The organism is Embleya sp. NPDC059213 (assembly GCF_042754445.1).
Taxonomy (GTDB): domain Bacteria; phylum Actinomycetota; class Actinomycetes; order Streptomycetales; family Streptomycetaceae; genus Embleya.
On the sequence record NZ_JBHZAV010000350.1, the window covers coordinates 1 to 4,772 of the forward strand.

4 protein-coding genes and 2 tRNA genes are annotated in these 4,772 nt (G+C 72.7%); 4 read left to right on the forward strand and 2 right to left on the reverse strand.

Going from position 1 to position 4,772, the window contains the following annotated elements; translation table 11 throughout:
• Positions 1-453 (reverse strand): TetR/AcrR family transcriptional regulator (locus tag ACFXMF_RS46835; protein ID WP_380021282.1); only part of this gene is annotated, 453 nt, incomplete at its 3' end.
• A gap of 104 nt (positions 454-557) precedes the next feature.
• Between ACFXMF_RS46835 and ACFXMF_RS46840 the strand changes: the two genes are divergently transcribed.
• The 4 genes from ACFXMF_RS46840 to ACFXMF_RS46855 all read left to right on the forward strand — a co-directional run bounded on the left by ACFXMF_RS46840 (position 558) and on the right by ACFXMF_RS46855 (position 3,812).
• Positions 558-1,073, forward strand: coding sequence for a hypothetical protein (locus ACFXMF_RS46840; protein WP_379990472.1), 516 nt, complete (start codon positions 558-560; stop codon positions 1,071-1,073).
• A 117-nt stretch (positions 1,074-1,190) separates the two neighbouring features.
• Positions 1,191-1,263 (forward strand) — tRNA-Pro (locus ACFXMF_RS46845).
• A 108-nt stretch (positions 1,264-1,371) separates the two neighbouring features.
• Positions 1,372-1,444 (forward strand) — tRNA-Glu (locus ACFXMF_RS46850).
• 1 nt (position 1,445) lies between these two features.
• Positions 1,446-3,812 carry a hypothetical protein gene (locus ACFXMF_RS46855; RefSeq protein ID WP_380017654.1) on the forward strand — a complete coding sequence of 789 codons (2,367 nt, stop codon included), beginning with the start codon at positions 1,446-1,448 and terminating at the stop codon, positions 3,810-3,812.
• A 174-nt stretch (positions 3,813-3,986) separates the two neighbouring features.
• Here ACFXMF_RS46855 and ACFXMF_RS46860 read toward each other — a convergent pair whose 3' ends face one another.
• Positions 3,987-4,508: a PH domain-containing protein gene (locus ACFXMF_RS46860; RefSeq protein ID WP_360323671.1), complete on the reverse strand. Its 522-nt coding sequence runs from the start codon at positions 4,506-4,508 to the stop codon at positions 3,987-3,989.
• Between the last annotated feature and the right edge of the window lie 264 nt (positions 4,509-4,772).

Genomic DNA, 4,772 nt, shown 5'->3' on the forward strand with positions numbered 1-4,772 from the left:
GAACCCCACGAGTACGTCGTCGGGCCGCAACAGGTCGGCGGACGCGAACGAGGTCAGGTCCTCGGCGCGGGCGAGCGCCAACATGCCCGGGTGGGCGCGGTACCAGGCGCGCAGGTCCCGGCAATAGGCCCGCAGGCTCTCCTGCCAACGGTCGACGTGCAACCGGGGCTGCGGCCGGTCCCGCCGACAGACGTCGACGATCTCGCGGAGCAGGTCACGCCGATCGGCCACGTAGTTGTACAGGGCCCGCGGCGACACACCCAGGCGGGCGCCGACGGCCCGCATCGTCAGGTCCGTCGGGCCCGCCTCGCCCAGGATCTCCAGGGCCGCCCGGGCGATTCGCTCCCTGGTCAGGGTGGGCCGCCCGTTGCGGAACTCCGGACGCCTGCGGCTTCCGGCGGCCTGCTCGCGCCGCGCCGCGCCGACCGCCTCGGCACCGTCTGCTGTGGTCACGGCAGCATCGTAGCGATCCTTGAACTTCACAGCTCGTTGACTTTAAGGGTGGAGACCGGGTTGAGTGACCCCGACGGAAGTCGGGAAACATTCGGGAGGTTGGCGTGCAGTGGTCGGCGGTCCTTGGGTACGGCGTGGGCTACGGACTCGCACTCGGCGTGCTGTTCACCGCCGCGGTGTTCGCCGGCGCGGCGATGAGCAGGGACTTCCTGTTGAACGACTATCCGCCCACGATCCGAGCGCGCTACGGCAGGCCCAAGAGCCGCCGAGGCCGCCGAGTGGCGGTACTCGTCGGCATCTTCATCTGGGCCTGCTGCGCCCTGCCCCTGCTGATCGCGGCAATGGTCGGCCTGGACGGCGCGCTGGACGACGGCCTGCGATTCCTGCCCGCCGCCACCTGCGCGGCCCTGGTCTTCACCACGCTGACGGTCTGGGACCTGGTCGTTCTCGACTGGATCGTCTTCGCGGGCCTGCGTCCTCGCCTGCTGACCCTTCCCGGCACCGAGGGCATGAGCGAATACCGCGACCTGCGGTTCCACCTGGTCGCCGCCCTCAAGGGCAGCCCATTGATCGTCGTCATGGGCGTGCTCGGCGGAGGCATCGCCACTCTGGTCGCCTGACGCCGGCGGCCGGCGCCGACGTCGCGCCCCTTGCGCACCGTGTGGTAACTCCGTTGCCCCGGTGGCGGCTTCCGTCCTAGTGTCGTCCCAGGTCGGCAGCCCATCGCCGACACACCACAACGTGTAGCTCAGCCAGTGGAGCACCGGGCTTGGGACCCGGAGGGCGCGGGGGCGGAACCCGCCACGTTGGCGACATCGGAATGCGGCGGGCGTGGGGTTCGACCGAGAGGGTTCCGGCCGAACACCCGCACGGAGCGGGGCGGTTCCTCTCGTGCGGACCGCACCGACCCACCGACCACGACGTGTGGCTCAGTCAGTGGAGCACCGGGCTCTCAACCCGGAGGGCGCGGGGGCAGGGCCCGCCACGTCGGCATGAACGAGATTCACGTGCGACCCGTCCCCAGCCCCGGTTATGCGGATTGGCAGTTGGCCAAGGCCTTCCACACCGCCACGTCCCACGAGAGCGAGGCGACCCGGCGTCGCGCCGAAGAGCGCGTGCACCGCTGGACGCAGGTCGCTCGCGGCATGGCCGACGGCTCGTTGACCATCGGCTCGCGCACACCCGTGCGTGGGCTTCCCGCGTGGGTCACCCCGGAGGTCGTGCGCGGCGGGTTCGCCACCGGCGACGCCGCGGCCGGCGGGCCGTGGACCCAGCACGAGGCCGAGGCCGCCGCCCGCGCCGGACTGCGGGCCGGCGATCGGCTCGCGTTGTTCCGGTACTTCCTCACCGACGCGGGCATGGCCGAGCTGCACACGCTGCTCGACAGCGGCCGGTATCACGTCGCGGTGCCCGAGGAGGCCGCGCTGCTCACCATCGCGTGGCTGCTGCGTGCCGGGGACCGCTTCGCGGCGCTCACGCTGCTCGACGAGATCACGCCGTACGCGGACCGCCTCCGCTTCCTGCCGCGCGCCGCCGACACGGTGGTGCCCGACGGTTCCGCCGTGCACCGCGAGTCCGTGGGCTCGTTGCGGACCACCCTCGGCGCGCGGCGGCCCAAGCCCGCGGTCGAGGCGATGAACGAGGCGCTGACCGTGTGGAACCCGTTCGCCGACCAGCTGCTCGCGCACTGGCTGGAGACCGTCGAGGACGGCCGGCTCGGCGCGGTCCGACCGGCGGGCTGGACCGAGCGCGGCCGCGAACTCCTGGAGCGCCACCGGCGTTTGGCGATGCGGCACACGTTGTGCGGCAAGCACCGCAACCCGAGGGAGAACTCCGCGATCCTGCTGGCGGCCCTGGCCGAGGCACTCGGCGACCCGCCGGCCGGTGACGTTCGCGGCGCCGGCACTCGCATCTCGGCCGCCCGCGCCGCCCGCGCCGCCCGCGCCGCCGGACCCCGCGCCGACGTGCGTGCGCGTGCGGCGGCCCGTCCCGGCCTGCTCCGGCACGCCGTCGACTCGATGGTCGCCAAGCGCGGCGCGCCCGGTTCGCCGACGCACACCGAACTGCGGGCCCGTCAGGCCGCGGACGCGTCGACCGCGACGCTCCACGAGTTGGCGCGCGTCCTGATCACCCGGTTGGCGAACCTGCGCGACGACGCGGGCCTGCCCGACACCGCGTGGCTGCTCGTACCGGTGACCGACGAGGAAGCCGCCCGCACCGGCGTGCGCGCCGGCAGCCCGATTCCGGACGGCCTGCGTCACCCGGTCGAGCGGGCGCTCAGCGCGCCCGTCGCGACGCTGGTCGAGCGCGGCATCGTGCCGTCGGCCGAGGTGTTGGCCGAGCTGGTCCCGCAACTGGTCGCCGCGACGACCGCGTTGGCGTACCACGACCCGGCACTGCGCACGCTGATGACCGCGGAGTACGGGGCGTTCGCCGAGCGTCGGTCGCTGCTGCTGCTCAACCTGGAGCACCAGGTGCGGCTGGAGGAGTTGCCGTGGGTGCAGGCGGTGTCCGCCTACCGGCGGGTGTCGACCGACACCGCGGGGAACGCGCACGAGGCGCTGGTCGAGCTGGGCACGCTGACGGTGCGCGCCTTCCCGGGCACGATCGTGCCGAACCCGCTGCTCCAGGAGCTCGGTTCGCTGGCGCGGCAGGCCAAGGTCGGGGCGGTGTTCACCGAGGAACTCGCGGCGGACATCTTCATGGGCACGTTCTCCGCGAAGTTCCTGCGCGCCGCGCAGAGCGCCGCGGAACTGCTCGAAGGGTCGCTGTACGCGCGGTACTACGACATCGACTACGCCATGATTCGGGGGATCGACGACGTCAAGCGCAAGCGCGGGCTCGCCGCGAACACCTCGGCCGACTTCGCCGCGCTGTGCCGGGAGCGGGCCGGCACCGACCCCCGCAACCGCTGGTCGATCGCCGCGAACGGGACGGTCATCGAGCAGGCGCAGATCCTCACCACGCACAACCTCGCCGCGCTGGTGCACCCCATCGGAGTGGAGCCGGCCGAGGGCTGGGCGGAGCCGGCACGGGGCGCGTACCGCACGGTGTGCCGGCTGGTGCAGCAGATCGCCGGGAACACGCGCACGCTCGGCACGGTCAAGGACGCCGCGTACGCATGGCGGCAGACGCTGTTCTTCCTGTCCCTGTGCGGGGTGGAGGACCAGTTCGCGGTGATCGCGTGGATGGCGCAGGAGACGGCCCGGCGGCCGGAGCACACGGCGCGCCGCCTGGCACCGGTACTGGCGGGCCTGCGCCATGTGTTCACGGGCGGCAGCCTGGACGACCCGGCGGTACCGAACGTCCGACGCTTCGTCGGCTGGGCCACGGACGGCCACTGGATGCGCGACGCCTGACGACCGCACGCCGCGGACCGCGAGCACCTGCCTCGCGGCCGCGGCGCCCCCCATGCCGGGCCCGGCGAGGCCGCCCGAGTGGAACCGAACCACCAAGCCCCTACCGGGGTGTTGCCTGCATCGTCCCGGTGGCATCCGAGTCGGCCCCGTCACCACCGACGGATCGGCTCACACCTACCGCGTGTCCCGACGGTCACCCGCGATCCTGGCCACCACCTCGGCGACGGGAACCCAGTGCCCGCCTCGCCGCCGCACCCACACGTCCCGGATGGCGTGCACCTCACGGCTCGGGTTCGTCGTCTCGACATCGTTCAGATTGGGAAGGTCGTATCGCCGCCCCATCGAGTCGTACAGCACGACCACCTGCGTCGGCTGGTCGTCCAATCCCCCGCGCGTCCCCTCGATCTCGATGCCCTGCACGTCCGGCCAGGCCACCACGCGGGTACGGAACACCCCTCGAATCGTCACACCATCCCGGTCGACGATCGTCGCTCTGACCGCGTACAGGCGGAAAACCCCCACCGACGACAGCCCGAAGAACACTCCCATCCCCAGCGGCCCGACCGAGAACCAGCCCTGCTCCGCGGCCATCCCCACGGTGACCAGAGCGCCCATGGCGAGCATCAGGACCGCGAAGAAGATTCCCAGCCGGAAATCCGCGCGGTACTCCCGCCCGTCCGAACGATCGGCTACCACGACGGCGCGGCACCGCACGACGGCGCGGCGCCGGCTCCCCCCGGGCCGACCGGGCACCGGGCCATCGAGGCGGGGGCGGCGAGGACTACGGCCACGGGATGCTCCACGACTGCTCCTTCGACGGGTGCGACAGCGCCTCGGGACACCGACATCGCGGGAAGCGTCGCGCACGAAAACATGCGCCGACGAGCACGCACGAGGGATCGTCACCAGGCACCCGCAGCCACCGCCGGCATCCACACCCGTCCGCACCCCGGCACCGCG

Excerpts from the sequence above, each read along its gene's own strand:
- ACFXMF_RS46855 (WP_380017654.1), top strand. The coding sequence starts at position 1,446 with ATGAACGAGATTCACGTGCGACCCGTCCCCAGCCCCGGTTATGCGGAT.